Here is a 25,876-nt window from a genome sequence, read left to right as displayed (position 1 = left end):
CGCCGCCCGGCCCGAACCCGCCGTCACGCTGCCGGCGGCCGGTTGAACGTGAGCACGAACCGCGTGGCGCGCGCGTCGCTTTCGACCTGCGCGGTGCCGCCGTGGAGTTCCATCACCGAGCGCACGATCGCAAGGCCGAGCCCGGCCGTGCCGCCCGGCACACCGCCGCTGCGCGCGGGGTCGCCGCGCACGAACCGGTCGAAGATCCGCGGCAGCAGCGCGGGATCGATCGGCTCGCCCGGATTCGCGACGACGACGCGCACCGCGTCCGGCGTTTCGTCGACAGCGAGCGTGATGACGCCACCGGCCGGCGTGTAACGCAGCGCGTTCGCGAGCAGGTTGCCCACCGCGCGACGAAACAGCTCGACGTCGGCGGTCAGTTGCCCGTGCCCGTCGACGCGCAGCGTCGAGCCCGCTTCGTCGGCGAGCCCCTCGAAATACTCGGCGATGCGCTCGAGTTCCTCGCGCACGTCGAATGCGCGCTGCCGCGTGACGAAGCTCGGGTGCTCGGCGCGCGCGAGAAACAGCACGTTCTCGATCATCCGCGCGAGACGGTCGTATTCCTCGAGATTCGATTCGAGCAGCGTCTGGTACTCGTCGACCGAACGCGGTCGCGCGAGCGCGACTTCGGTCGCGCCGCGCATGTTGTTCAGCGGCGTGCGCAAGTCGTGCGCGAGATCGGCGCTGAATTGCGACAGATGCGCGAACGCCTGCTGCAGGCGGCCGAGCATCGCGTTCTGCGCATCGACGAGCGCGCGCAGTTCGGGCGGCGCGCGCGACGCATCGAGCCGCGTGTCGAGCTTGTCGACCGTGATCCGGCCGGTGTCGTCGACGATCTCGCGCAGCGGCGCGAGCGCCTGGCGAATCAGCCAGTACCCGAGCAGCAGCGCGAACAGCGCGCCGAGCGCGCCGGCAAGCTTGAGCCGGTCGCGGTAGCCTTCGAGCAGATCGGCCCGGTCGTGCATGTTGCGCGCGATCGCGATGCGGATCGGCGTGCGGTCGCCGAGTGCGGCCTCGATCAGGACGCCGCGCATCGGCGTGCCGCCGCCGGCGGTCCATGTGACGAGCCGGTCGGCCGTGATCCGGTCGTTCGACGGAACCGGCACTGCGTGCGGCGCGAACAGCTGCGCGTCCGCCAGCGGAACGGATGCGGCCGCAGGCGCGTCGTCGAGCGCCGCGAGCCGGACGTTGTGGCGCGCGAGCACGTCGCCCTGCGCATCGACGACGACCATCGACAGCGCCTCGTTGCCCAGCACCTGGCTCGTGAGCCGCTCCGCGTGCGCGCGAACCGCGTCGAGCGACTCGAGTTCGCCCGCGAGCCGGCGCGTGTGACGCGCGGCCAGCACGATGTCCAGATCGTCCTGCGTGTTGACCTGTCGCTCGAGGCCCGCATACACGTATGCGCCGACGAGCGCGAACGCGGCGAGCGTGGTTGCGGCGAACGCGAGCGCGAGCGTCGCCGCAAGCGAGCGCGGGCGCGTCATGCGTCGTCCTTCGGTTCGAGCACGTAGCCCACGCCGCGCACGGTATGGATCAGCTTGACCGGGAACGCATCGTCGATCTTCGCGCGCAGGCGCCGGATCGCGACCTCGACGACGTTGGTGTCACTGTCGAAATTCATGTCCCACACGTACGACGCGATCTGCGTGCGGCTCAGCACCTCGCCCTGCCGGCGCGCGAGCAGCTGCAGCAGCGAGAATTCGCGCGGCGTCAGGTCGATCCGCGTGGCGCCGCGCTTCACGCGGCGGCGCACCACGTCGATTTCCAGATCGCCGACCACCAGGTGTTCGGTCTCGCGCGGCGGCCCGCGACGCGCGAGCGTGCGGATGCGGGCGAGCAGTTCGACGAACGCGAACGGCTTCACGAGGTAGTCGTCGGCGCCGAGTTCGAGGCCGTGCACGCGGTCCTGCACGTCGTCGCGCGCGGTCAGGAACAGCACCGGCGTCGTGTGCGTTTCGCGCAGCCGCTTGAGCACGCCCCAGCCGTCGAGCACGGGCAGCATCACGTCGAGCACGATCACGTCGTAACGCTCTTCCTGCGCGAGCATCAGCCCTTCAGCGCCGTCCTTCGCGAGATCGACACTGAAGCCCGATTCCTCGAGCCCCTTCTTCAGGTACGCGCCCGTCTTCGGTTCGTCTTCGACTATCAGGATGCGCATCGCGGCTCCGTCGCATTCGTGGGGACATCCGGCGATGTTACCCGGAAACGGCGACACGGCTTCGCTCCGTGCAGGCGCGAACGGCGTAGATGACAAAACGGTAATCGGACGGTCAGCCTGGCGTGCGGTCGCGGCGCCAGACGGCGGATTCCCGCGCCGTCGGTCCTGATGCGCGACTTTTTCGACCAATTGCCGTGCGGTCGGCTATCGCAGGCGGTGCATCGCGCCCGCTCTCCGGCATTGAAATGACTCGATGAAATCCGGAAGGCCGCATGCCGAAGCAAGACCATTTTGATCGTATTAATAGATCAACATGTTCTCGGCGATCGCGTGCTTCAGTTCCTTCAGAACCAGCGTGAGAAGACGAGATACCTGCATTTCGACCTCGTCATCCTCGAAGGTTACGAGGGCCCGCACCCTGTTCCCTTCGATGCCGCCGAGCCAGTCGAGGTCTTGCGGGCGTGTCGACCACACCAGCAACGGCACGCCTCGCGGCAATCGACCCGATCGGCACTCCGCGCTCGTCTTCGCCGCATCGGGACCGTTACCCGGCATGAGCGACGCGCTCCATGCACGGTGTGCATCGACGGGATCGTCAATCTGGAGAAGCGCGACTTCCGGCATCGCCGTGAAGCTGGCTACGATCGCCGAAACCGCGGCAACGCCGAGGCTCGGATCAATGACGACACACACGCGGGCCCGCTCCGAAGGCGGCAACAGCCAATTCCACGTCGACGCGACCGACGATACCGTGTCCAGTTTCCTTGCACTCATCCCGATCTCTCCTCGCATGTCGTCGAAACAGTCTCGGACCGCACCGGGCGAAGCAATCGCTCGACTGTGCGGGATTCTCTCGATGCGCTGCCTTATCGGAGATTCAACATTGATCGGCATCCGCGCAACGCCATCAAGCTCAGCACGCCGAGCAACATCAGGTAAAGCGCCGGCGATGCCAAATTGCCTGTCTGATGGATCAACGATGCGACGATCAGCGGCGCGAAACCGCCAAAAAGCGTGACGCCGATGTTGTAGCTGATGGCCATGCCCGTCGCTCGGGTTTCTGTCGGAAATACTTCCGCCATCAGCGCCGGCAGCGCGCCGAAATAGACCGCCTTCAGGGTCCCGATCCAGGCCATCATCGCAATGAGCCTTCCCAGATCGGGATGCGCGCCAAGCAATTTGAAAACCGGATAAATGGTCAGAATGAATGCCATCCCGGCCCAGATCATCAGCCTGACGCGGCCGATCCTGTCCGACAGATAGCCGACGAACGGCGTCACGAACGTCAGGATGGCGCCGGTCAACGTCGTTGCGATGAAGCCGAAACTGGCGGGCAGATGAAGCTCACGTACCGCGTAGGTCGGAATGTAAAGAATGACGTAGCTGGCGCCGGTGGAAAGGACGAGCGTACCGATCGCCAACAACATCCTGGCTTTCTGGTTGACGAACACTTCCCTTACCGGGAACGATTCGCGCTTTTCACGCGTTGCGCCGTCGGCCTCATGCACGTGCTTTCGCAGGTACAGGCCGACGGGGCCGATCAACACGCCAAAGAGAAACGGTATGCGCCAGCCCCATGCGTCGATGGCGTCTGCATCGAGCGTCAAGGTCAGGAGAACGCCGAAACCGGCCGCGAGCATATAGCTCAATCCCTGACTCGCGAACTGGAAGCTGGCGAACAATCCCTTGCGTTCGGGACACTGTTCCACCAGAAATGCAGTGGTACTGCCGAACTCGCCGCCCGCGGAAAAGCCCTGAAGCAGTCGAGCGCAGATGACCAGAATCGGTGCGATCACGCCGATCGACGCGTAACTCGGCGTCAGTGCGATCGTCGTCGTGCCGATCATCATCGTCACGATCGACACCATCATCGATGCCTTGCGACCGCGGCGATCCGCATACGAACCCAGCACGAGCGCGCCGATCGGCCTGGCCAAATACGAGATCGCGAACGTCCCGAACGTCAGAAGAAGGGAGACCCCGCTACTCGACGCCGGAAAGAAAGCCTTTGAAATCGAGATCGCGAAGAATCCATAAATCAGTATGTCGAACCACTCCAAGGCATTGCCGACCGTCGCGGCGGACACCAGTCGCAACACGTTTGGAGCCTGTTCTCTTGTGGGCGCGGCATCCACCATTTCCATCGTACGCATCTCATTCTCCGGTAACCTACGATAACAAGTGCATTAAAAATTGGCGTCTTATGCCTGGGCGACAAGCACTCCTTCCTTGCGCCGATCCCGGACGGCGGATGCCGACTCCCCGAGATCCCAAAATATGCCGGCCATGATCTGAAGCGCCTCACGCGCGACACTTCCAAGCAGGTGTTCGTTCGGTGCATGCTGCGAGCAGGCGCCGTATGAGTGCGGAATCCAGACCGTCGGAAGGCCCAGCACCTCGGAAAAGACGTCGTTGGGCAGCGACCCGCCAAGATTGGGCAGCAAATCCGGCTGCTTGCCGGTCGTCCGCTCGATCGAATCGAGCGCCCATGCGACCCACGGATCTTCCGGCGGCAGGCGCGTGGCGCCCATCCGCTCGCCGATGGCCACCTCGACCCGATCGAACCCGCATGCGTCGAGGCGATGCCGCAAGACTTCTTCGATACGCTCGCAATCCGTACCGACGACGTATCTGAGTTGGCAATGCGCGTGCGCAACGGGCGGAATCGCGCCGATCGGGCTGGTCGGGTTACCGGTGGTAAAGGCCAGTACTTCCAGCGCGTTCCATGCATAGACGCGCTCCTGGGCGGTCAAGCCGGGTTCGCCCCAATCGGCATCGACGTGAGGATCGTTGGGTCCGCCGCCGACGGCAATATGCTTCAGCGCAGTCCGCACCGCATCCGGAATATGCGTCGGCAACAGCGCGTCAACGAGGATCCGCCCCCGCCCGTCGACGAGCGACGAGATCGCGTTGGCGAGGACGGTGCCGGCATTGCCGAGCGCCCCGCCCCAATTTCCGGAATGATGTGCGCCCGACCGGAGCCGGACGGAAAGCGTGAAGTTGACGAACCCGCGCGACCCGAGAAAAACGCAAGGGACGTTCGATCTGGCCCGGGGGCCGTCCGAAGCGATCAGAATGTCGGCGGCGAGAAGGTCCTGGTTCTGCTCGCAGACCGCGCGCAGCCCGGGCGATCCGGTCTCTTCCCCCATCTCGAGCAGCAGCGTCGCATTGAAACCCAGGCGTCGATGCCTGGCCGCGACGACTTGCTCCAGCGCGGCCAGGTTGATCGTGTGTTGCCCTTTGTTGTCCGCGGTGCCCCGCCCAAACCATCGGTCTCCTTCAACCGTGACGTTCCATGGCGACATCTGGTCCTTCCACTGTCCGTCATGGCCACGGACGACATCACCGTGCCCGTACATCAGGATCGTCGGAAGCGAGGGATCCTCGATACGCGTCGCAATCAAGAACGGCGCGCTCCCCGCAACCGGGTTCTCGACGATACGAGACTCGAAACCCATACGGTCGATCGACGGGACGATCTCGTCGGCGAGGTAGGCTCTGAGATCGTCGGCCCTTCCGGAATCCTGACTTTCCGTCATCATGTGGACGCGTCGCGCGAGATCTTTCAGGAAGCCCCCCGAATCGAAATATGTTGTGGCAGAGTCGATTGCTTGGCGGCGCGTCATGACGATCCTCGCGTGTATTGTGGAAGAGCGGTTTGTTCAAGCCTGATGGATCAAGCGTACGGAGCCAAAACGCGCACTACAATTGACTTTTTTGCGTGCCCTGCTTTCCAATAACGCAAACTTGGCGGCCGTCATGCACAACGCTGCACTCCGATACTTCCTTGCCGTTGCCAATACCGGTTCGCTGAGCGAGGCGTCCGAGAAGCTGCACGTTTCGATCTCGGCGATCAGCCGTCAGATGACGAAGCTCGAGGAGGAGGTCGGCTGCCCGCTGTTCGAGCGTCAGGCGCGCGGCATGGTCCCCAACAAGGCCGGGGAGCTGTTGGCTGCGCATGTCCGACGAACCCTGCTCGAAGGTCAGCAGGTGATCGACGAGATCAAGGCGCTGAACTCATTCGATCGGAGCACGATCCGCGTCTCGACGTCGGAGGCGTTTGCCCGGGATGTTCTCCCTCGCGCCATCACGCAATTTCTGGAAAAGTCGCCCGGTACCCGTTTCGAGGTGGCAGTGACAGCGCCGAAAGAGGTGACGGCACACGTCCGCAACGGCGAAGCCGATATCGGCCTGACGTTCGGTGTCGTACGAGAGCCGGAGATCAACGTCGAGTACACGCAGAGCGCACCCATTTGCGCGGTCATGCCCCGTTCTCACGCGCTGGCCGGGCGTGCGACGGTATCGATGGCGGAGTTGCGGAATTTCCCGATTGCGCTGCTTGACCGCGGCACGACGATCCGTCAGCTTTTCGATACGACGGCGAGCCTGGAGAATCTTCTCTTCGAGCCTGTCCTGACCTGCAACAACTCCAACATGCTGTATGCATTCACTCAAATGTCGGGGGTCGTGTCCCTGACGAGCCGCCTGACGGTGCAGGCGCGTCTGGCGACGGACGGTCTGGTAGCGATACCGATCGATCATCCGGGCATGTCGTTGCGTGCGATCCAGATCCAGACCTTGACCGGAAGAGTGTTGTCGACCGTATTGATCGACTTCGTTGGCGAATTGGTGAAGCAACTGCAAACGGCCGATTAGGTACACGGCGACGTCGCACTGTTGTCACGCCCAGTCCGAATCCCACGAACTGGGACAACAAAGAAACCACGACCCTGAGCAGGACCTCCTTTGCCGTCCGCCCAAGGACGCGCCTTTCTTTTGGTTACTTTTCTTTGGAAGACAAAGAAAAGTGACCGCCGCCCCGCGCAGGGGCGACGCTAGCAGACCGATAGCAAACAAATCCGCGGCGGAAGCATAGCTTGCAATGTGCCCGCCCAGTTCACCCAGCGCACGGTTGGCGCGAACCACCATCGCGAGCGCGTTCCACCGTATCAACGCCGCGATCCGCCGCTCGAGGTGCAGATCGCCCGGATAGGCCGGCTGCTCGTCGGGCGCCACGGTATTGACGTACGGCGTGACCAGCGGCGGCCGCCACGCGACGCGACGGGTGTGTGCATGCGCCAACAACGAGTCGAGAAGATGGCGTGCACGTGCGTTGCCTTGATCGCCGCCCCACGCATGCAACACGCCATCGAGCGCGTCGCACCATTCCCTGAGTTCCTCCGGGTCGGGATCCGTCATCGTGCTGGTCGGAAGTCGATTCTGCATGTCCATACTTGGCGCCCCGAATTGGCGATATGCACGCCGCGTTCCGACTTCACTTGCAGTCGGAACGCGGCCAAAGCCTCAACCGTTCTTGAACAGGAAGCTGTATGCGTTCAATGCGGGGACACCGCCGAGGTGCGCATACAAGACCCGGGACCCTTCCGGAAACTCGCCGCGGCGCACCCTATCGATCATTCCGTGCATCGACTTGCCTTCATAAACCGGGTCGGTCAGCATTCCCTCGGTCTTCGCGCACAGTCGAATCGCTTCGAGCGTCCCTTCCGACGGCAGGCCGTATTCAGGGCCGCCGTAGCGCGTATCGAGCACCACGTCCGCGTCCTCGATCGGCCGCTCGAGTTCCACGAGATCGGCGGTCTGGCGTGCGATGCGAAGAATCTGCTCGCGCGTCTGCTCGGGTTTGGCCGACGCATCGATACCGATCACGCGATCCGCGCGTCCATCCGCCGCGAACCCGACGACCATGCCGGCCTGCGTGCTTCCGGTCACCGAACACACGACGATGTAGTCGAACTTGAATCCGAGTTCAGCTTCCTGGGCGCGCACTTCCTCCGCGAAACCGACGAACCCGAGGCCGCCAAGCCGATGCTCGGAACAACCGGCGGGGATCGGATACGGCTTCCCGCCCGCGTTGCGGACACTCTCCAGCGCCTCTTCCCAACTCGGGCGAATGCCGATGTCGAAGCCGTCGCTGACCAGCCGAACGTCGGCGCCCATCATGCGGGACATCTGAATGTTGCCGACGCGGTCATACACAGCATCCGAGTAGTTGACCCAGTTTTCTTGAACCAGCACGCATTTCAGGCCAAGATGAGCCGCGACTGCCGCGACCTGACGCGTCTGGTTCGACTGGATGCCGCCAATCGATACCAGCGTGTCGGCGCCGCTCGCCAGCACGTCCGGCACGATGTACTCGAGCTTGCGGGTCTTGTTGCCGCCGAACGCCAGGCCGCTGTTGCAGTCTTCGCGTTTTGCATAGAGCTGCACTTTGCCGCCCAGCGCCTTGCCGAGGCGCGGCAACTCATGAATGGGGGTGGGTCCGAAGGTCAGCTTGTGGCGGGGAAAGCGATCGAGGTTCACGGAGGTTCTCCGAAAGATGGGCGGTGGGTTCGGACGCCTGTCGTCAGGGCGACCGGGCATGAAGAAATTCTAGTGAAATACCCTCGAAACGTGGTTGCAAACATATTTCCTCCTCCGTGCTTTGAAATACAATTTTCCCCATCCCGACGAACGCAAATTTTTTCGAATCGATGAAATCGACAACAAAATTTCTCGACAAATCGCACCCGGCGGACGCGAGCCACGTCGAACTTGACCGTACGGACAAAGCGATCCTGCGCGCCCTTCAGAAGGACGCATCGATCTCGAACGTCGCGCTGGCGGCGAAGGTGAATTTGAGTGCGCCGGCCTGTTTGCGCCGCGTCGAACGGCTCAAGAGCCTCGGTTTGATCCGAGGAATCGTCGCGTTGCTCAACGCGCCTGCCCTCGACGCGGGCATGGTCGTCATCATCGGGGTCGTGCTGGATCGATCGACGCCCGAATCCTTTGCCGCGTTTGAAAAAGCGGCACAGAACGTATCCGGCTGCATGGAATGCCATGTGGTGACCGGCGAGTTCGACTACTTCATGATGCTGCGCACCCGCGACAGCGAAAGCTTCAACCGGCTCCATGCCGAGCAACTGCTTTATCTGCCCGGCGTGCGTCAGATTCGGACTTTCATGGTGCTCAAGCAGGTTTTTTCTTCGACGCAGATCGCCATATAGCGGCTGAGACAGGCGGGCCCTTTCCTGTGCACGCTGGAACGCACCGGCGACAATCGCGCGGAAGCGGATCCGGCCGACTCGCGGCACGCGAAGGCGACACGCGGTCGCTCAGTGCGCCGCGGTTCGCGAGCGCCGGACGAAGCGGCGCGACCGACACCGGGCCGGCCAGCGCCGCCGACTCATGCGTTACCGCTCGCTCGAGCCGACGCGGTCGACCCACCCGCGGTAGAACGCGCGGTACTTGAGCACGAGCTTGTCGTACTTGCTGTAAGCGCCGCCGCCGTCCGGCTTCATCCCGTTCCAGATCTTGACGTCGTACCCCGCGGCCTGCCGGGTCTGGAGCCCGAACAGCACGTAGTCGGTCGCGCGGCGCAGGACGCCGCCCACCTTCCTGATCGAGATCAGCATGTGCATGACGTTCTTGCCGTCGCTCACCGGCGTCACGCACTGGAGCAGCTTGTACTTGACGTCTCCGTCCAGCGCGACGGTCATCACGCACCCGCCGGGGTAGCCGTCGAAGTGCAGGTTCATCTGCGACATGTTCAGGCCCAGCGCGCGCGACAGCATGCCGAGGGGCCCGAAGTACCGGTTTACGGTGAAGTCGATCCCGGCGCCGAACCACGCGCCCGCCCGCGCCAGCGACTCGACCTCCGGCCACGCGCGCCAATCGTCGAAGAGCTTGAGCTCGAAGGCCGAGACCGGGAGCGCGTGGACGGGCGTCGCGTGCTGCGCGTCGTAGAAGTTCTCGACGATCCGCAAGACCGCCGTCGTCGTCTCGAACGCGAAGTGCAGGTGCATGAAGTCGCCGTTGTCGACGTCGGCCGCGGCGATCTCGGGCAGCGGGTGCAGCGGCTGCGGGGAGCCGTACCAGATCCACACGTAACCGTACCGTTCCACGGTGACCCACGTCGGCTGGCGCGCCCCGCGCGGCACCGGCTCCAGCCGGTGCACCGCCGCGCTGTGGCCGGGAATATGCACGCACTGGCCGTGCTCGTCGTACCGCCAGTGGTGAAACGGGCACTGGATGCACCCATCCTTGATCTGCCCGTCGGCCAGGTTCGCGCCAAGATGCGCGCAGTGGCGGTCCATCACCACGGCCCGGCCCGTCGTGCCGCGCCACGCGACGCACGGGCGGCCGAACAGCGTCAACGCGGTCGGCTTGTCCTTGAGGTCGTCCGAGCGCATCGCGACGTACCAGCTCGCGGCCACGCGCGTGGTCGCGTCATACGCCGCCGACGGATGCTCGCTGGCGCGCACTTGATTCAATTGAACGTCGTCTATCATTTTCATTCCGGGGTCGGTCGACTACTTCAGCGCCAGGCCGATGCGGGTCGTGACGTACGCCCTGAGCAGCGCGAACATCGGGTTGTAGTCGAAGTACCGCTTCACCTCCGCCGGCGCGCTGGTCTGCGTCCAGTGCAGCAGCTTCATCGCCGGCAGCAGGCTGTACTTCGAGTTGTTGAGCTGCGGTTTGGCGCCGGTGATGCAGTATCCGAAGCCGAACATCGGCTTCGCGAATTCGCGTTCGTCGATGAGGGCGTGAATCCGCGCCGCGGCCTCCCCGGCCGGCTTCAGCCCCGCGCTCACGGCCTCGACCTCGGCTTTGGCGTCGTTGAACAACTGGTAGTACCCCTCCATGTCCGCGCACAGGTACCCGAGGTACGGGGGATCGTCGTCGAGATGATCGAGGGCGCGCTCGTCGCGCGACGCGCGGAACCTCGCGTGCGCCTGCACGAGCCGGAACTGCCCGAGGATCGTGCCGACCGCCCACAGCCGGTGGAACGCGTCCCACAGGCGGAAGTCCGAGAACGCCGTGTAGCAGCAGCTGACGAAGTCGTCGTTGTGGTCCAGCAGCTTCTGCTGCAGGCGCTCGATGTACTCGAAGCGTTCGGGGGAGAAGTCGTCGTCGCGCAGCGCCTTGATCAGGCGTGCCGCGAGCGCGTGGATAGTCACCGCGGTGTTCTCGAGCCCGCGGGAGAACAGCGGATCGATGAACCCGTTCGCGTGCAGCATCAGGCAGTAGCGGTCGCCGACGCACGCGCGCGACGAGAACTGCAGGCGGTCGGTCTTGACCCAGTCGCGCACCGGCACGGCATCCCGGAACTGCGCCGCGATGCTCGGGAACCGCGCGAGGAATTCGTCGAATTCCTGCTGCGCGGAGATGTCCGTTTTCGGGTAGACACGCGGATCGAGCTGCAGGCCGACGCTCACCAGGTTGTTGGTCGATCGCGGGTGGTTGTTGAACGGGATCACCCAGAGCCAGCCGCCCTCGAACATGTGGTGCAGGGTCCCCTCGTGCCAACGCCAGCGCTGCCCCTTGACCTTGAAGATGTCATCGAACGGCTTGACCCCGAGCATGTGCGTGTAGAGGCTGCGCGAGTGTGTCTTGAAACGGCACGGCTCTTCGCGCAGCCCGAACTTGGTCGCGAGCGGCGCGCGCGGCCCGCCGCAGTCGATCATGTAGCGGCCGGTGAAGCGTTCGCCCTGGGCGGTGGCCACCGCGACGCCGTCCTGGTCGGCGTGGTATTCGGTCACGCTCGTCTTCTGGCGAACCGTGCAGCCGTACTTGATGGCGGCTTGCAACAGGTACGCGTCGACGTCCTGCCGGTAATAGTGGCTCTCCGGCCCCCATGGCAGCTCGGGAATCACGCACTGCGTGAACTCCTTCGGGTCGTGCTCCTCGCCGGGCTTGTGGAACACGAAGCCGAAGTTGCGCTTGATGCCCGTGCTCGACGCGACGTAACGCTGCGTCGCATAGAACGACGTGATGTGGTCGAGCTCCGGAATGCCGTAGCGATCGGCGATGATGCGGTTCATCAGCGACGTCTCGGGGATCGACGATTCGCCGATCGTGAAGCGCGGATGCGACGATTCCTCGATGATCAACACGCGAAACCGTTGCTTGGCCAAGATGGCCCCCATCTGGGTGCCCGACATGCCCGAGCCGAGAATGATCACGTCGTAGTGGTTGCTGTCGCGCCCGTTCGCGGGGCTCTGCTGAGTCATGGGGCAAACTCTCCTGGTGAGATGGAACACATGGCCGCCGCCCGCGTCGCGCCGTCAGCGCGCGTCGAGCGCGGCGCGAACGCGTGACCGTGCCGCGCGCGTGAGCGTGAGCAGATCGCCGAGCATGCTCGGTGCGTACCCGCCGCTGCCGATCGTGGGGCCGCTTCGCCCGACTTCGTACGCACGCTCGGCCAATTTGCCGTGCGGCGCGCGAAAACGCAGCAGGACCTCGAATACGCGGTCGAGGGCCGCCAACCCGGCCTCGACCGGCTCGCCGCGCGCACGGGCCGCTTGCGCTTCGCCGAGCACGCGGTCGACGAGCGCCGGCCGCCCGGCGAACCGCGCGTAGACCGCCCTGAACGCGGGAAGCACGTAGGGCAGGTACGTCTCCTTGAATTCCCGATAACCCTGGTGGTCCGATTGCGCGCCCCACAGCACGTGCTCCAACACGAAGAGGGGCATTTCCACGGCACCGGGGCCGAGGTAGCTTTGGCCGTCGACTCGAATCGGTTCGTAGTACGGACGAAGCTCGTCGTAGAACACCTGCACCGAGATGAAGCGATACGCATAGACGATCGAGTCGACCATTTTCTGCAGATAGTCCGCCAGCGCGTCGCACCCTTGCGCGAACGCGGGCGAACGCAGCGGCACGTCGGTCAGCTCGACGGTCAACGCGATGGCCGCCTCGAGCGCGGCCATCGAGATGCGCACGCTCTCGAGCAGGTGCGCTTCGTCGCGCAGCCCCGTGTAGCTGCGCTGCGCGTCGGCCGCCGCGGGGTTCCAGACCGTCACGTGCAACAGCGTCTCGCGCGGCGGCAGGCCGGTCGCGCGCGCCAGGTCGAGCAACACCGGCTCGAGCCCGGGCACCGCATCCACGGGCTCGTGTCCGTGCCGCTTGAGCGATCCCAGAAAGAACCCGATGTCCCGCATCGCGGCGGCGGCTTCGACGAAGCCCCAGCCCGAGGGCATGCCGCGCGCCGGGAGGAACTCGCGCAACAGCCCGACGATGCCCGGCACATCCTGTCGACGGTTCAGGCCCGGCAGCCGCAGGACGAGCGCGCGCGCCTGCAGCGGGTCGCAGGCCGCCACGGCAGCGTGCGTGGCCGCGATCGCGCGTACCCGGTCCGGGGCGCGGTCCACTACAGGATCTCCGGCGTCGCGAGCGTCGGCCCGGGCTGGCTGCGGGACAGTCCCGCATCGCCCGCGCGCAGCGAGCGCAGGTAATCGTAGTTCGTCGGCAGGGTCGCTCGCAGACGCTCCGCCTCGCGCCGGATCCGCGCGAACATCGCGTCGGCCTTGTCGATCGACTCCGGCCGGTGCCGCAAGAGCGGCAGCGACTGGTCGGGCAGCAGTCCCAGGCCGGCAAAAATGCAGTAGTAGTTTCCGTTCAACCAGAAGTTCTTGAATTCGTAATCGAAGGTGTCGTAGTACGTGGAATCGTCGAACGACGTGGTGGTCAGCGGCAGCCCCGCCTTGTAGCGTTCGACCTTCTCCTTGATCGCGTCCGACAGCCGCAGGTCGTGCCGGTTCGCGCGCCAGAACGCGGTGTCGTCGCGCGACGTGGTGAAATAGTGCGCCTGCACGAAATCCCGGCAGTCATCGAACATGTAGACGATTTCGGCGTTGAATGCGTCGGCCAACCGCGGGTCGAACGACGTATCGGGGAAGTGCTTCACGAGCTGGTAAAGCGCCGCGTAGATGAAGTAGATGCCCGTCGATTCCAGCGGCTCCAGAAAGCACGACGACAGCCCGATCGCGACGCAGTTGTTGACCCACGCGCGCCGGTTGCGCCCGACCCGGAACTTGATCTGGTTGAGCGGCTGCTTGTCCGAGAGCCCCCAAAGGTCGAGGAAGTCGGCGGTGGCCTGATCGCGCGACGTGAACTTGCTCGAGAACACATAGCCGCTGCCGAACCGGCCGAGCATCGGGATCTTCCAGGTCCACCCCGAGTTCATCGCGATCGCCGACGTGTACGGCTCGATCCCGTCGCGCGCGTCGTCGGCGGGCACGGCGCTGGCGACCGCGCTGTCGCACAGCAGGTGGTCTGACATGTCGATGAAGGGCTCCTTCAGCGCCTGGTTGATCAGGAGCCCGCGCATGCCGGAGCAGTCGATGAACAGGTCCGCTTCCAGCGTGCGCCCTTCCTTGGTGGACAGGCTGGCGATGTAGCCGCGATCGTTCAGGTGAACCTGCTCGACCTCGTCGACCACGCGCTTCACCCCGCGTTCGGTGGCCCAGCGCTTCAGGAAGTCGGCCACCAGGTGCGCATCGAAGTGCCACGCGTGGGACATCTGGCGGGTGCCGTCGGCCAGGCACGGCGCCAGCTTCGCGTCGAGCGCGTCGGTCTGCGGATAGCACGCGTATTCCATCGGCTGCTGGAAGCCGTGTTCGCGCTTGCGCAGCCAGTAGTGGGTCAGCGGCACGCCGTCGCAGTTCGGCACGTTGCCGAACAAATGGTAGAAGTGATCGCCGCGCGAACCATCGGGCGACTTCCGCCAGTTCACGAACCTGATCGCGGATTTGAACGCGCCGTTCACCTGGGGCATCCACTCCCGCTCCGGTATCCCGAGGAAGTCGAAGAACACCTTCTGCAAACTCGGGATGGTCGCCTCGCCCACGCCGATCCGGGGGATCGCCGCGGATTCGACGAGCGTGATGTTCGCGTGGTGCTGGAGCGCCCGGACGAGGTACGACGCGGACATCCAGCCCGCCGTGCCGCCGCCCACGATGACGATATTCTTGATCGGATTACTCATGAACGCTTCCCATGGGATTTGAAACCTGAATGGATAGTGCCGCCTTGTCGAATTGAACCAGCCACTCGTCCGGTAACGCGTAATGACGCGCCCGGTCCATCACGACAAATGACACCGAAAAGGCGTAGTGAATCGCAGCGAAGTCAGGCGACAACGCGAAGCCTCCATCGCACGCGGAGGCGCACCGCGTAATGGATTCTGCTTCGACAAATTGAATTTACGATACGGTGATTGCCATTAGTGCATTTACAAATTAAGTTTACCTAATTGTTTCCGGGATCGTCGTACCGCGCGCTTGACTGTCCGACACACAATAGCAGCGTTCATGATGGCACATCTCGAAAAATTTCATATCAATCCCCGGCTTTTCAGAGAAATTCTAAATACCTGAAAATATCGACCAAATACCTCACAACGACCGATTCAATTTTTTCGAAACAACAAAATTAATTTTTTCATTTTGCGCGCATGACTCGAGAATCATTTCTTCAAAAAATATGCGAAATGAAAGACGTAATTCACATGAAAGAAACAAATAATTCACCACTTCAAATATAAAGCTTCCGACCTTTTCGCATTTCGACGATCGTGATCTCGACCCAAAAATAATCCGACTCGTCGGCAGAGAAATTCGTCATCATGTGCCCGGGCGGACACGAAGGCCATGCGATGAAAACGGGCAAGTTCACGGAAGCGCAGATCGAACGGTCTGTGCATGAAGGTCAACCGCTATTTCAGCGGCGCGCCGCTTCGGCCGGACGCGAACCGCGACACTGACGAATCGAGGAGGCCGCGTGCCCATCCAGGAAGCGTTGCTGAAAATGTCGATGTACGTCTCGCTGGTGCTGATCGTGCCGGGGCCGACCAATACGCTGCTGCTGTCGTCCGGGTTGAAGGTCGGCCTGCGCGGCACGTGGCCGCTGGTCGTCGCGGAGGCGCTCGGCTATGCGATCGCGATTGCCGTATGGGGATTCTTTCTGTCCACGTTCGCTGCCGGCCGGCCCTGGCTGTATGACGTGGTCAAGCTCGCGAGTTCCGTCTACATCTTTTTCCTCGCGCTCAGGATGTGGACGCATAGCCGCGTGCTGCAGGACGTATCGGTCGCGCCGGTGCGCTTTCGCGACGTGTTCGTCGCGACGATGATGAACCCGAAGGCGCTGCTGTTCTCGAGCACGCTGTTTCCGCTGGAGGCGTTCAGGTCCGCACACTATTTCGCGTGGGCGCTCGTCGTATTTCTGGTCGTGCTCGCGCCGATCGGGGTGGGCTGGTCGTCGCTCGGCGGGCTGCTCACGTCGCAACGCGCGTGGGCCGCCCGTACGTCGACGCTGCTGCGCGGCGCGTCGCTCGTGCTGTTGATGTTCTCCGGCACGCTCGTGTACTCGGTCGTGAACCGCTGATCGACGCGGCGCTTCGCGGCGAAAACGCATTTCGCTCCGCAAGCGAGTTATTCAAGCGCTTGCTTGCCGCGTATTTAGGTTGTCACTATCCACCGCGTTGCGAAGACCGGCGTCGACTCTTTCGCGATACCGTTGTAGCGCTGGCCGTCGCGGCCGTGCGTTGTTCGAGAGCCGTTCAATTCCCCCCGGCGGTGGTCGGCACTCGCACGTTCAGTCCCGGCAGGTCCGCGAAATCCGCCACGTTCAGCGTCATCAGTGCGTAGCCGTGCTCGATCGCCTGCGCCGCGATCCATAGATCGTTGTAGCGCGGGCGCGGCGAGCGGCCGGCCTGCTTGACCGCGGCGGCCAGCACGCCGAACGCGGCCGCGGTGTGGCGCGTGACCTCGAGCACGGGGCGCAGCTCGAGCTGACGCAGATGGGCTCCCCGCCGCGCCCGCTCGGCGGCATCGGCACAGGACTGCACGCCGAACGCCAGTTCGCCCAGCGAGATCGTCGAGATGAACACGGGCGCGTCGCCGGCGGTATCGATCACGGCGCGCGCGTCGACGGTGCCGCCGGCGAGACCGACCCAGACGCAGCTGTCGATGATCACGCCCACGGGTCACGCACTCCGTCGTCGAAGCCGGCGCGGCTGTCGCGCAACCAGCGGGCCGCATCGTCGGCGCCGAGGCTCTGCTGCAGGCCCTCGAGCGCCTGCACGGCGTTCATGACGGGGTCGGCGGGCACCAGGCGCGCGATCACGGTCTGATTGCGCTCGACCACGACGGTCTCGCGGCGCTGGGCGACTTGATCGAGGATCTGGCGGGTGTGACGCGCCAGCTCGGTGGCGGTAATGGTGGGCATGGTGGCCTCCTCGGAGCAACGAATACGTATTATACGTATTTTACGCATTCGAACACAGATCGGGGCTTCGCCCCTGACGATGAAGTCGGTGACGCGCCGCGCGTTACGCTCGCCCGGGCGCGGCACCACGCGGTAGCAGTGGGAATCTCGGTAACCGCGGAATCCTGCCGCCCCCTAATCCTCTCCGCACCGCGGAGAGAATTCAGCCACCTTCCCGGCGAGGCTCTCGCCTCTCCCCGCGCTCGATCTGAGCGCTCGCAATTGTGCATCAGCACCGCCTGACGTGAAGCCGTCTCTCCGGCACGCATGGGGGAATTCCCACTCTCCCGCCAGCCCTAAAGTGACCATCCCAACATCATAGGATTGCATTTTCACAATCTATGTTATTTTATTATCACCTATCGCGACCCGCCGCCGCCCACGCGCGCGGTCGCACCCCATACCAAGGAAGAGACCCAGATGGAGACAATCGCCGTCATCGGCAGCAACATGGTCGACCTCGTGACCTACGTCGCGCGCATGCCCGCCCGGGGCGAAACGCTCGAGGCGCCGAACTTCGAGCTCGGCTGCGGCGGCAAGGGCGCGAACCAGGCCGTCGCGGCCGCACGCCTCGGCGCGCGCGTCGTGATGGTCACCAAGGTCGGCGACGACGTGTTCGCCGACAACACGATTCGCAACTTCGAGCGCGAAGGGATCGACACCACGCACGTGCGCAAGGTCGCCGGCGTGCCGAGCGGCGTCGCGCCGATCTTCGTCGAGCCCGATTCGAGCAACAGCATCCTGATCGTCAAGGGCGCGAACCGCCACCTGCGGCCGGCCGACGTCGACGCGGCCGCGCCGATGCTCGCCGAATGCGCGCTGATCGTGCTGCAGCTCGAGATCGAACTCGACACCGTCTATCACGCGATCGAATTCGGCGCGCGGCACGGCATTCCCGTGTTGCTGAACCCCGCGCCTGCCGTCGCCGATCTCGATTTCGAACGCATCCGTTCCGTCGAATTCTTCGTGCCGAACGAAACCGAGCTCGCGATCGTGTCGGGCATGCCGGTCGATTCGCGCGAGAGCGCTACGCGCGCCGCCCAAGCGCTGGTCGCACGCGGGCTCCAGCACGTGCTCGTCACGCTCGGCAGCAACGGTTCGCTGCTGGTGTCGCGCGACGGCGTGCACCACGTGCCGGGCGTCCCCGTCGACCCACGCGACACGACGGGCGCCGGCGACGCCTATATCGGCTGCTTCGCACGCTGCTACGCGGCGGCGCACGACGCGGTCGACGCGATGCGCTACGCGTCCGCGTACGCCGCGCATTCGGTCACGGGCCGCGGCACGCAGAAGTCGTACGCCGACGCCGCGACGTTCGAACGCTTCCTCCGCGACGCCGGCATCTGACCGGCGCCTTCATCGACGAGACATTGGGAAGGAGACACCCATGAGCCGAACCCGGATCGAACACACACCCGACGGCTATTACCTGAATCGCACGCCGCTTTTCGCGTTCACGCTGCTGTGCTGCCTGTTCGCGCTGTGGGGCACCGCCGCGAACCTGAACGACGTGCTGATCGCGCAGTTCAAGAAATCGTTCTTCCTGTCCGATTTCGAATCGGCGTTCGTGCAGTCCGCGTTCTATCTCGGCTACTTCTTCCTCGCGATTCCGGCCGCGACCGTCGTGAAGAAGTTCAGCTACAAGACGACGATCCTCGTCGGCCTGCTGCTCTACACGACCGGCTGCCTGCTGTTCTTCCCGGCCGCGTCGATGGCGAAGTACGGGATGTTCCTCGTCGCGCTGTTCGTGATCGCCGCCGGCCTGTCGTTTCTCGAAACGGCGTCGAACTCGTATTCGACGCTGATGGGCCCGCGCGACACCAGCACGCGGCGGCTGAACATCTCGCAGACGTTCTACCCGTTCGGCGCGATGGCCGGCGTCTACATGGGCAGCTTCCTGATCTTCAAGGAAGGCGATGCGTCGCATGCGCAACTCGCGGCGATGTCGGCCGCCGACGCGCATACGCACCAGCTCGCGATGATCCAGGCCACGCTCGAGCCGTACAAATGGCTGATCGTCGTGCTCGTCGCCGTGTTCATCGTGTTCGCGCTCACGCCGTATCCGGCCTGCAAGGGCAACGGCGCGAGTACAGTCACGCACCGGATCGACGCGCGCGGCACGCTCGCGCGGCTGTTCGGCAACCGGCGCTTCGTCGCGGGCGTCGTCGCGCAATTTCTGTATGTGGGCGCGCAAGTCGGCGTGTGGAGCTTCACGATCCGGCTCGCGATGCAGATCGGCGGCCTCACCGAGCGCGGCGCATCGCGCTACCTGCTCGCGACGTTCTTCGCGTTCTTCGTCGGCAAGCTGGTCGCGACGCTCGTGATGAAACGCGTCGGTCCGGCCAAGGTGCTGATCGTGTACGGCATCCTGTGCATCGCGCTGCTCGCGTACACGATCAGCGTGCACAACATCACCGCCGTGTATGCGGCCGTGTGCGTGAGCATCTTCCTCGGCCCGTGCTGGCCGACGATCTACGGGCTGACGATCGACGGCCTCGGCAAGGACACCGAATACGGCGGCTCGATCCTCGTGATGAGCATCGTCGGCGGCGCGGTCGTGCCGCTGATCCAGGGGCTGATCTCCGATCACACCGGCGGCAACATGCAGCTCGCGTTCGTCGTGCCGCTGCTGTGCTTCGTCGTGATCGTGTACTACGGCTTCTACTGCCTGCGTCACCTGCCGGCAGCGACGCCCGACGCTGCGACCGACGGTCATGCGTCCGCGCGCTACGCCGCGACGCGCAACACGTCGGGAGCCTGACCATGCGCGGCGAGATCGAACTGCGGCGCGACGACTTCCGCGAAGCGCCGCGCACGCTGTACCGCAGCGACAGCCTCACCGTCACCGCGTTCGCGTATCCGTCCGGCGTCGAGGCGCTGAAGCTCGAGAACCGCCGCGGTCATCTGGTCGTGCTGCCGTATCTCGGTCAGATGATCTGGGCCGCCGAATTCGACGGCCGCGACCTGACGATGAAGCACATGTTCCGGCAGCCGAAGCGCGCGGCGTCGATCATCGATACCTACGGCTGCTTCATGTTCCATAGCGGGTTGCTGCGCAACGGCTGCCCGGGGCCGGACGACACGCACGCGCTGCACGGCGAGATGCCCTGCGCGCCGATGGACCGCGCGAGCCTCGTCGTCGGCATGGACGCGCGCGGCGCAACGGTCGAAGTGACCGGCGAATACGAATACGTGCAAGGCTTCGGCAGCCACTACGTCGCGCGGCCGTCGGTGCGGCTGGCCGAGCACGAGGCGCGGATGACGATCGCGATGGACGTGACGAACCTCGGCGGCGCGCCGATGGACCTGATGTACATGGCCCACCTGAACTACGCATACGTGCCGGGCGGCCGCTTCGTGCAGTCGCTGCCGCGCGGCGGCATGCGGCTGCGCGACAGCGTGCCCGCGCACGTGAAGCCCACCGCCGCATGGCGCGACTACACGGCCATGCTCGCGCACGAACCGGCCCGGCTCGCGACGCTCGATGCGCCCGCGCTGTACGACCCCGAGATCGTGTTCTTCATGAACGACGCGGCAACGGACGCCGACGGCGTCGCGCATTTCCGGCTCGCGCATCCGGACGGCGGCGCGTTCCACACCGCGTATCGCCCCGCGCAATTCCCGCATGCGACGCGCTGGATCCTGCACAACGCGGATCAGCAGGTGGCCGCGTTCGCGTTGCCGTCGACCTGCGAGCCGGAGGGTTACGAAGCGGAACGCCGCAAGGGCCACGTCGCGGCGCTGGCGCCCGGCGCATCGCGCCGCTTCGAGGTGCTTACCGGCTACCTCAGCGCGGCGGAAGCGCGCGATGCGTGACGTGCCGAAAAGCGCGATGCACGGCGCCGCATCAGGTCACGAGCGCGATCCCGTGCTCGCGGATCGCCGTCTCGTAGCGGCGGCTCAGTTGCCCGTCGGAGATCACGTAGTTGAAATCGGTCAATTCGGCGAAATAGGCTGCGCGCACTTCGTCGAACTTCGTGTGGTCGACCAGCAGGAAGCGGTTCTGCGCGCGCGCCATCACCTTCTTCTTCGCATCGACTTCGTGGAAGTTGAAGCACGTGACGCCGCAGCGCTCGCTCACGCCGGCCGCCGAGATGAACGCCTTCGACACGCGTACCGAATCGAGAATGCCCGTTTCGGCGACCGATTCGAACACCATGTTCTGCCGGTGATACGCGCCGCCGCACAGGATCACGTTGCAATGCGGCTTCTGCTGCAACTTCGCGAACACGTTCAGCGAATTGCAGACCGCGGTGAATTCGAGGTCGTCGGCAATGAAGTCGACGATGAACGGCGTGGTCGACCCGCAGTCGACGAAGATCGTGTCGCCGGTCGTCACGAACTGCGCGGCCAGCTTGCCGATGCGGCGCTTTTCCTCGGTCTGCCGGTTGTTCTCGGCACTGATCAGATATTCGCCGATGTCGCTGCGCTGCGCGGCGAAATGGCGCGTCACGTAGCCGCCGATCAGGCTGAGGCCGTGCGGGTTGTCCGCGAGATCGCGGCGGATCGTCATTTCGGACACGCCGAACAGCTCGGCGACTTCCCTCAGATGAATCGCGTTCTGCCCTTGCAGCACGTTCATCAATGTCTTGATCCGTTCGCCCTTCTTTGTTTCCATGCCTGTATCCTGCGTGACCGCCGCGTGAGTCGCTCGTCGTGCCGGGCCCGCGGGCCCGGCCGGAATGTCGTATTTGTAACAAACCGATGTGAAAACATCAACTTTCCGTGTGCCCTTTCCGCACACGATCCGTGGAGCCCTGACACATGCCGCTTTCCAACGCCCAACTCGCCCAAACCATCGATCACACGCTGCTCGCGCCCGACGCGAGCGACGCGCAGATCCGCGAACTCTGCCGCCAGGCGGCCGAGCATCGCTTTTACTCGGTCTGCGTGAATTCGGCGAACGTGCCGCTCGCCGCGCGCGAGCTGGTCGATACCGGCGTGCTCGTCTGCGCCGTGGTCGGCTTCCCGCTCGGCGCGGGGCTGTCCGCCGCGAAGGCGTTCGAAGCCACCGCCGCGATCGCGGCGGGCGCCGGCGAGATCGACATGGTGATCAACATCGGCGCGCTGAAAAGCGGCCGCACCGACGACGTGAAGGCCGACATCGACGCCGTACATCGCGCTTGCGGCCCGGTGCCGCTCAAGGTGATCCTCGAAACGGGGCTGCTGACCGACGACGAGAAGGTGCGCGTGTGCGAGATGTGCCGCGATCTCGGCGTCGCGTTCGTGAAGACGTCGACCGGATTCGGCCACGGCGGCGCGACGCTGGCCGATGTCGCGCTGATGCGGCGTACGGTCGGGCCGACGCTCGGCGTGAAGGCGTCGGGCGGCGTGCGCGACCGCGCAGCCGCGCTCGCGATGCTCGAAGCCGGCGCGACGCGGCTCGGGACGAGTTCGGGGGTGGCGATCGTCAGCGATCAGGGCGGCGGCGGGTCGGGGTATTGACGCACGAAGCCCGGCCGTCGCCATGCGTCGCGCGAGCAGCACCGCGCGGGGTCGCCGGCGGATGTGCGCCCGCTCGGCTCAAGACACTTGCCGCGCATCTTCCCCGTATGCGACAACCCCGGCACAATGCCGCCCATGCGCCACGACAACGCCTTCGTCCATCCGTCCTCCGGCATCGCCGGCCGACTCGCCAACCGGATCGTCGCGAGCGGCCCGCTGCTGCGCGCACGTCGCGCGCTGCTGTCGCGGCTACCGTTCCTGCAGCTCGCAAGCGACGTCGAGCACGTCGTGTATTGCACGTGGGTCGTCGATGTCGCGGCCGTCGCGCACCTCGTGCCGCGCGGCGTCACGCTCGCGAGCCGCGGCGGCCGCACGCCGTTCACGACGCTCACCTACCGGCACCGGCATTTCGGCCCGCGTCTCGCCGGCCCGCTGCGGCGCGCGTTTCCGTCGCCGCTGCAAAGCAACTGGCGGCTCTACGTCGATGCGCTGCCGGGCGGCGCGCCGGCCGAGCGCACCGTGCTGTTCGTGAAGAACGTGTTCGATCACCCGCTCTATGCGCTCGGCAGCCGGCTGTTCAGCGACGCGCTGCCGTCGCATCTCGCGCGGCCCTTTACGCACGAGGCACACGACGGACGCTATGACACGCGGCTGGCTGGCAGCGGCGGCAGCGCGCCCGACTTCCGCTGCACGGCCGAAGCGTCGCACGACCGGACGTTGCCCGACGCATTCGCGCCGTTCTTCGACGACTGGCGCGCGGCCGTCGCCGCGCTGTCGCTGCAGCACGCGGCCGTCGCCCATGTCGAGGACTGCGACCGCCTCGCATATGCGTCGATCGACTTGCCGATCGACGTCGATGCGGTGCGGCCGCTGAAGACGGTCGGGCCCGCGGGCGGCGACTTCCTCGCCCGCATCGGCGCGACCGGCGAACCGCTGTGCTTCGTCGTGCCCGACGTCGCATTCCGCGTACTGTCCGAGCGGCTGCTGTAGCGCGATGTTCAAGCACGCGTTGCCGCGCAACCTGACGGTACTCGACGCGTAATCCCGCCGCACAAAACACACGGCCGCCCGAAGGCGGCCGCGCGAAACACCGTGGACGACCGGCTTACTTGCTGTAGTCGTACACCCCACGCCCGGTCTTGCGCCCGAGCCTGCCTGCCGACACCATCTCGCGCAGCAGCGGGCACGCACGATACTTCGGGTCACCGAAGTCCTTCAGGAACACGTCCATCACCGCGAGGCACACGTCGAGGCCCACGAGGTCGGCCAGCGCGAGCGGCCCGATCGGGTGGTTCGCGCCGAGCTTCATCCCCGCGTCGATTTCCTCGGCCGACGCGATGCCTTCAGCCAGCACGAAGAACGCCTCGTTGATCATCGGCACCAGGATCCGGTTCACGACGAAGCCCGGCGAGTTGCGCACGCCGATCGGCGACTTGTCGAAACGCTCGGTCAGCGCGCGCACGGCCGACGCGGTCGCGTCGCTCGTCTGCAGCCCGCGGATGATCTCGACGAGCGGCATCAGCGGCACCGGGTTGAAGAAGTGCATGCCGAGAAAACGCGACGGATCGGCGAGCGGCGCCGCGAGCGCGGTGATCGAGATCGACGACGTGTTGGTCGCGATGATCGCGTCCGGGCGCGCGACGGCCTCGATCTGCTTCAGGATGCGGCCCTTCAGCTCGACGTTCTCGGTCGCGGCTTCGATCACGATGTCGACCGCGGCAAGCTTCGCGTAATCGGTCGACGTCGTGATGCGCGCGAGCGCCGCATCTCGGGCGTCGGCCGCGAGCTTGTCCTTCGACACGAGCCGCTCGAGGCTGCCCTTCAACGTCGCGAGGCCCTTGTCGAGCGCGGCGTCGCTGACGTCGATCATCACGACGTTCAGTCCTGCAACGGCGGCGGTTTGCGCAATGCCGTTACCCATGGTTCCGGCGCCCACGACGCCGACGGTTTCGATGGCCATGACGATTCCTGTGTATTCGGATGCTGAGCGGTCGATTATCAGATGTTCTCGAAGATTGCGGCAATCCCCTGGCCGCCGCCGATACACATCGTCACGAGCGCGTAACGCCCGCCGATGCGCTTCAGCTCGTACAGCGCCTTCACCGTGATCAGCGCGCCGGTCGCGCCGATCGGGTGACCGAGCGAGATGCCGGAGCCGTTCGGGTTGACCTTGGCCGGATCGAGGCCGAGCTCCTGCGTGACCGCGCACGCCTGCGCGGCGAACGCTTCGTTCGCTTCGATCACGTCGAGATCGGTGATCTTCAGGCCCGCGCGTTCGAGCGCCTTCTGCGTGGCCGGCACCGGGCCGATGCCCATGTACGCCGGATCGACGCCCGCATGCGCATACGCGACGAGGCGCGCGAGCGGCTTCACGCCCTGCGCGCGTGCGGTGTCCGCGCTCATCATCAGCACGGCGGCGGCCGCATCGTTGATGCCCGATGCGTTGCCGGCCGTCACGGTGCCGTTCTCCTTCGCGAACACCGGCTTCAGCTTCGAGAAGTCGTCCGGGCCCGCGTCGTGCCGCACGTGCTCGTCGGTGTCGAACGCGACTTCGCCCTTCTTCGTGCGGATCGAGATCGGCAGGATCTGGTCCTTGAAGCGGCCTTCGGCGATCGCGCGCGCCGCGCGACGATGCGATTCGAGCGCCAGCGCATCCTGCGCGTCACGCGAGATGTCGTATTTCTTCGCGACGTTCTCGGCCGTCACGCCCATGTGGATCGTCTGGAACGGGTCGTGCAGCGCGCCGAGCATCATGTCGACGAGCTTCGCGTCACCCATGCGCTGGCCGAAGCGCGCGGCCGGCACCGTGTACGGCGCGCGGCTCATGCTCTCCGAGCCGCCGCCGATCGCGATGTCGGCATCGCCGAGCATGATCGTCTGCGCGGCCGACACGATCGCCTGCAGGCCCGAGCCGCACAGGCGGTTCACGGTCAGCGCCGGCGTGTGCTGCGCGACGCCGCCGTTGATCGCCGCGACGCGTGCGAGATACATGTCCTTCGGCTCGGTGTTCACGACGTGGCCGAACACGACGTGCCCGACCGCATCGCCCGACACGTTCGCGCGCGACAGCACTTCGGCGACCACCTTCGCGCCGAGGTCGGTCGGCGAGAAATCCTTCAGGCTGCCGCCGAAATCACCGATCGCGGTACGGACACCGCTCACCACCACGACTTCCTTCGCTGCATTGCTCATCGTCTCACTCCGGTTCGTTCGCGCCCGCGGGCGCGG

Annotated in this window: 23 protein-coding genes and 1 pseudogene; 8 read left to right on the top strand and 16 right to left on the bottom strand. The window is 65.2% G+C overall.

Features of this window, described 5'->3' with window-relative positions; genetic code table 11:
- Positions 1-23: 23 nt before the first annotated feature.
- From HWX76_RS18640 to HWX76_RS18620, 5 genes are all read right to left on the bottom strand, one after another.
- On the bottom strand, positions 24-1,484 hold the full coding sequence (locus HWX76_RS18640) for a heavy metal sensor histidine kinase (RefSeq protein ID WP_176016154.1): 1,461 nt from the start codon (positions 1,482-1,484) through the stop codon (positions 24-26).
- Positions 1,481-2,158 carry a heavy metal response regulator transcription factor gene (locus HWX76_RS18635; protein ID WP_050014215.1) on the bottom strand — a complete coding sequence of 226 codons (678 nt, stop codon included), beginning with the start codon at positions 2,156-2,158 and terminating at the stop codon, positions 1,481-1,483. The genes HWX76_RS18640 and HWX76_RS18635 overlap by 4 nt, the downstream gene beginning before the upstream one ends.
- 300 nt (positions 2,159-2,458) lie before the next feature.
- Complete coding sequence (locus tag HWX76_RS18630) at positions 2,459-2,932, bottom strand: hypothetical protein (RefSeq protein WP_124595506.1); 474 nt, start codon at positions 2,930-2,932, stop codon at positions 2,459-2,461.
- A gap of 92 nt (positions 2,933-3,024) precedes the next feature.
- A complete protein-coding gene (locus tag HWX76_RS18625) occupies positions 3,025-4,311 on the bottom strand; it encodes an MFS transporter (RefSeq protein ID WP_124640014.1) in 1,287 nt (428 codons plus the stop codon).
- A gap of 48 nt (positions 4,312-4,359) precedes the next feature.
- On the bottom strand, positions 4,360-5,784 hold the full coding sequence (locus tag HWX76_RS18620; protein WP_089490270.1) for a M20 family metallopeptidase: 1,425 nt from the start codon (positions 5,782-5,784) through the stop codon (positions 4,360-4,362).
- A gap of 133 nt (positions 5,785-5,917) precedes the next feature.
- Between HWX76_RS18620 and HWX76_RS18615 the strand changes: the two genes are divergently transcribed.
- On the top strand, positions 5,918-6,814 hold the full coding sequence (locus HWX76_RS18615) for a LysR family transcriptional regulator (protein WP_089490463.1): 897 nt from the start codon (positions 5,918-5,920) through the stop codon (positions 6,812-6,814).
- A 186-nt stretch (positions 6,815-7,000) separates the two neighbouring features.
- On the opposite strand, the pseudogene HWX76_RS36535 reads toward HWX76_RS18615, so the two are convergent.
- Positions 7,001-7,390 (bottom strand): annotated as a pseudogene (locus tag HWX76_RS36535) (pyruvate dehydrogenase (acetyl-transferring), homodimeric type); the annotation flags it as partial.
- Between the two features lie 72 nt (positions 7,391-7,462).
- On the bottom strand, positions 7,463-8,479 hold the full coding sequence (locus HWX76_RS18605; protein WP_050014211.1) for a 1-aminocyclopropane-1-carboxylate deaminase: 1,017 nt from the start codon (positions 8,477-8,479) through the stop codon (positions 7,463-7,465).
- A 170-nt stretch (positions 8,480-8,649) separates the two neighbouring features.
- Here HWX76_RS18605 and HWX76_RS18600 point away from each other — a divergent pair, with 170 nt between their 5' ends.
- A complete protein-coding gene (locus tag HWX76_RS18600) occupies positions 8,650-9,162 on the top strand; it encodes an Lrp/AsnC ligand binding domain-containing protein (RefSeq protein WP_050014210.1) in 513 nt (170 codons plus the stop codon).
- 186 nt (positions 9,163-9,348) lie between these two features.
- Here HWX76_RS18600 and HWX76_RS18595 read toward each other — a convergent pair whose 3' ends face one another.
- Genes HWX76_RS18595 through HWX76_RS18580 form a run of 4 tightly spaced genes read right to left on the bottom strand, consistent with a single transcriptional unit; the run spans position 9,349 to position 14,924 of the window.
- Complete coding sequence (locus HWX76_RS18595; protein WP_050014228.1) at positions 9,349-10,443, bottom strand: Rieske 2Fe-2S domain-containing protein; 1,095 nt, start codon at positions 10,441-10,443, stop codon at positions 9,349-9,351.
- 24 nt (positions 10,444-10,467) lie between these two features.
- Positions 10,468-12,168 carry a tryptophan 7-halogenase gene (locus tag HWX76_RS18590; protein WP_050014209.1) on the bottom strand — a complete coding sequence of 567 codons (1,701 nt, stop codon included), beginning with the start codon at positions 12,166-12,168 and terminating at the stop codon, positions 10,468-10,470.
- Between the two features lie 54 nt (positions 12,169-12,222).
- On the bottom strand, positions 12,223-13,308 hold the full coding sequence (locus tag HWX76_RS18585) for a monodechloroaminopyrrolnitrin synthase PrnB family protein (protein ID WP_176016153.1): 1,086 nt from the start codon (positions 13,306-13,308) through the stop codon (positions 12,223-12,225).
- Positions 13,308-14,924 carry a tryptophan halogenase family protein gene (locus HWX76_RS18580; protein WP_176016152.1) on the bottom strand — a complete coding sequence of 539 codons (1,617 nt, stop codon included), beginning with the start codon at positions 14,922-14,924 and terminating at the stop codon, positions 13,308-13,310. Before HWX76_RS18580 ends, HWX76_RS18585 begins: the two co-directional genes overlap by 1 nt.
- A gap of 794 nt (positions 14,925-15,718) precedes the next feature.
- Here HWX76_RS18580 and HWX76_RS18575 point away from each other — a divergent pair.
- Positions 15,719-16,321 carry a LysE family transporter gene (locus HWX76_RS18575; RefSeq protein ID WP_050014206.1) on the top strand — a complete coding sequence of 201 codons (603 nt, stop codon included), beginning with the start codon at positions 15,719-15,721 and terminating at the stop codon, positions 16,319-16,321.
- A gap of 175 nt (positions 16,322-16,496) precedes the next feature.
- Here the strand turns inward: HWX76_RS18575 and HWX76_RS18570 are convergent, their stop codons facing one another.
- A complete protein-coding gene (locus HWX76_RS18570; protein ID WP_124557409.1) occupies positions 16,497-16,919 on the bottom strand; it encodes a type II toxin-antitoxin system VapC family toxin in 423 nt (140 codons plus the stop codon).
- On the bottom strand, positions 16,910-17,164 hold the full coding sequence (locus HWX76_RS18565; RefSeq protein ID WP_124557408.1) for a type II toxin-antitoxin system Phd/YefM family antitoxin: 255 nt from the start codon (positions 17,162-17,164) through the stop codon (positions 16,910-16,912). The genes HWX76_RS18570 and HWX76_RS18565 overlap by 10 nt, the downstream gene beginning before the upstream one ends.
- A 459-nt stretch (positions 17,165-17,623) precedes the next feature.
- Here HWX76_RS18565 and rbsK point away from each other — a divergent pair, with 459 nt between their 5' ends.
- The 3 genes from rbsK to HWX76_RS18550 are packed head-to-tail and all read left to right on the top strand — an operon-like array spanning position 17,624 to position 21,019.
- A complete protein-coding gene (rbsK, locus tag HWX76_RS18560) occupies positions 17,624-18,550 on the top strand; it encodes a ribokinase (RefSeq protein WP_124631904.1) in 927 nt (308 codons plus the stop codon).
- 40 nt (positions 18,551-18,590) lie between these two features.
- Positions 18,591-19,964 carry an L-fucose:H+ symporter permease gene (gene fucP / locus HWX76_RS18555; RefSeq protein ID WP_176016151.1) on the top strand — a complete coding sequence of 458 codons (1,374 nt, stop codon included), beginning with the start codon at positions 18,591-18,593 and terminating at the stop codon, positions 19,962-19,964.
- A gap of 2 nt (positions 19,965-19,966) precedes the next feature.
- Positions 19,967-21,019 carry an aldose 1-epimerase family protein gene (locus HWX76_RS18550; protein WP_176016150.1) on the top strand — a complete coding sequence of 351 codons (1,053 nt, stop codon included), beginning with the start codon at positions 19,967-19,969 and terminating at the stop codon, positions 21,017-21,019.
- Between the two features lie 31 nt (positions 21,020-21,050).
- Here HWX76_RS18550 and deoR read toward each other — a convergent pair whose 3' ends face one another.
- Positions 21,051-21,821 (bottom strand): DNA-binding transcriptional repressor DeoR, encoded by a 771-nt coding sequence (gene deoR, locus HWX76_RS18545; protein WP_124557405.1) that lies wholly within the window; start codon positions 21,819-21,821, stop codon positions 21,051-21,053.
- A 146-nt stretch (positions 21,822-21,967) separates the two neighbouring features.
- Here deoR and deoC point away from each other — a divergent pair, with 146 nt between their 5' ends.
- Both deoC and HWX76_RS18535 read left to right on the top strand, forming a co-directional pair.
- Positions 21,968-22,648 (top strand): deoxyribose-phosphate aldolase, encoded by a 681-nt coding sequence (gene deoC / locus HWX76_RS18540; RefSeq protein ID WP_124631907.1) that lies wholly within the window; start codon positions 21,968-21,970, stop codon positions 22,646-22,648.
- 126 nt (positions 22,649-22,774) lie between these two features.
- Positions 22,775-23,638 carry a DUF2071 domain-containing protein gene (locus tag HWX76_RS18535; protein ID WP_124631908.1) on the top strand — a complete coding sequence of 288 codons (864 nt, stop codon included), beginning with the start codon at positions 22,775-22,777 and terminating at the stop codon, positions 23,636-23,638.
- A gap of 115 nt (positions 23,639-23,753) precedes the next feature.
- Here HWX76_RS18535 and HWX76_RS18530 read toward each other — a convergent pair whose 3' ends face one another.
- Together HWX76_RS18530 and bktB are read right to left on the bottom strand one after the other, a co-directional pair.
- Positions 23,754-24,608, bottom strand: a complete 855-nt coding sequence (locus tag HWX76_RS18530) for a 3-hydroxybutyryl-CoA dehydrogenase (RefSeq protein WP_050017772.1) — start codon at positions 24,606-24,608, stop codon at positions 23,754-23,756.
- A gap of 38 nt (positions 24,609-24,646) precedes the next feature.
- Complete coding sequence (gene bktB / locus HWX76_RS18525; RefSeq protein WP_124639979.1) at positions 24,647-25,840, bottom strand: beta-ketothiolase BktB; 1,194 nt, start codon at positions 25,838-25,840, stop codon at positions 24,647-24,649.
- Positions 25,841-25,876: the final 36 nt, after the last annotated feature.

It is taken from the genome of Burkholderia sp. BCC0398 (genome assembly GCF_902833245.1).
In the GTDB taxonomy this organism is placed as follows: domain Bacteria; phylum Pseudomonadota; class Gammaproteobacteria; order Burkholderiales; family Burkholderiaceae; genus Burkholderia; species Burkholderia sola.
This window is presented reverse-complemented; position numbering and strand designations above follow the sequence as displayed.

Bases quoted from the DNA above. Each gene is read 5' to 3' on its own strand.
- HWX76_RS18615 (WP_089490463.1), top strand. From the start codon at position 5,918: ATGCACAACGCTGCACTCCGATACTTCCTTGCCGTTGCCAATACCGGT.
- HWX76_RS18635 (WP_050014215.1), bottom strand. From the start codon at position 2,158: ATGCGCATCCTGATAGTCGAAGACGAACCGAAGACGGGCGCGTACCTG.
- HWX76_RS18565 (WP_124557408.1), bottom strand. From the start codon at position 17,164: ATGCCCACCATTACCGCCACCGAGCTGGCGCGTCACACCCGCCAGATC.
- HWX76_RS18535 (WP_124631908.1), top strand. From the start codon at position 22,775: ATGCCGCCCATGCGCCACGACAACGCCTTCGTCCATCCGTCCTCCGGC.
- bktB (WP_124639979.1), bottom strand. From the start codon at position 25,840: ATGAGCAATGCAGCGAAGGAAGTCGTGGTGGTGAGCGGTGTCCGTACC.
- HWX76_RS18550 (WP_176016150.1), top strand. From the start codon at position 19,967: ATGCGCGGCGAGATCGAACTGCGGCGCGACGACTTCCGCGAAGCGCCG.
- HWX76_RS18580 (WP_176016152.1), bottom strand. From the start codon at position 14,924: ATGAGTAATCCGATCAAGAATATCGTCATCGTGGGCGGCGGCACGGCG.
- fucP (WP_176016151.1), top strand. From the start codon at position 18,591: ATGAGCCGAACCCGGATCGAACACACACCCGACGGCTATTACCTGAAT.
- deoC (WP_124631907.1), top strand. From the start codon at position 21,968: ATGCCGCTTTCCAACGCCCAACTCGCCCAAACCATCGATCACACGCTG.
- HWX76_RS18630 (WP_124595506.1), bottom strand. From the start codon at position 2,932: ATGAGTGCAAGGAAACTGGACACGGTATCGTCGGTCGCGTCGACGTGG.
- HWX76_RS18640 (WP_176016154.1), bottom strand. From the start codon at position 1,484: ATGACGCGCCCGCGCTCGCTTGCGGCGACGCTCGCGCTCGCGTTCGCC.
- HWX76_RS18625 (WP_124640014.1), bottom strand. From the start codon at position 4,311: ATGCGTACGATGGAAATGGTGGATGCCGCGCCCACAAGAGAACAGGCT.
- HWX76_RS18600 (WP_050014210.1), top strand. From the start codon at position 8,650: ATGAAATCGACAACAAAATTTCTCGACAAATCGCACCCGGCGGACGCG.
- HWX76_RS18620 (WP_089490270.1), bottom strand. From the start codon at position 5,784: ATGACGCGCCGCCAAGCAATCGACTCTGCCACAACATATTTCGATTCG.
- HWX76_RS18590 (WP_050014209.1), bottom strand. From the start codon at position 12,168: ATGACTCAGCAGAGCCCCGCGAACGGGCGCGACAGCAACCACTACGAC.
- rbsK (WP_124631904.1), top strand. From the start codon at position 17,624: ATGGAGACAATCGCCGTCATCGGCAGCAACATGGTCGACCTCGTGACC.
- HWX76_RS18530 (WP_050017772.1), bottom strand. From the start codon at position 24,608: ATGGCCATCGAAACCGTCGGCGTCGTGGGCGCCGGAACCATGGGTAAC.
- deoR (WP_124557405.1), bottom strand. From the start codon at position 21,821: ATGGAAACAAAGAAGGGCGAACGGATCAAGACATTGATGAACGTGCTG.